Source organism: Burkholderia sp. BCC1993 (genome assembly GCF_905339865.1).
GTDB lineage: Bacteria > Pseudomonadota > Gammaproteobacteria > Burkholderiales > Burkholderiaceae > Burkholderia.
Genome location: NZ_CAJPGZ010000083.1, coordinates 1 through 262 on the forward strand (window position 1 = coordinate 1; position 262 = coordinate 262).

Genomic DNA, 262 nt, shown 5'->3' on the forward strand with positions numbered 1-262 from the left:
GTACACCTGAGGGTATCTGTACTCAAATGGGGGCATAGCTCAGCTGGGAGAGCACCTGCTTTGCAAGCAGGGGGTCGTCGGTTCGATCCCGTCTGCCTCCACCAATCTTCAATGCTAAGAGTTTGCTGAAAATTCAGCGAGCGCTTTGCATTGGCGATTGAGCCAGTCAGAGTGATACGTAGTATGTATCGGCTGTCGTTCTTTAACAATCTGGAAGAAGTAAGTAATTTGGATAGCGGAAGCGTCTATGAGATGGACGTGG

The 262-nt window shown here is 49.6% G+C and carries 1 tRNA gene; it reads left to right on the forward strand.

Annotated features, from left to right (window positions below):
- The first annotated feature begins 28 nt into the window (after positions 1–28).
- Positions 29–104, forward strand: a tRNA-Ala gene (locus tag U4Y91_RS36675).
- Positions 105–262 lie beyond the last annotated feature (158 nt).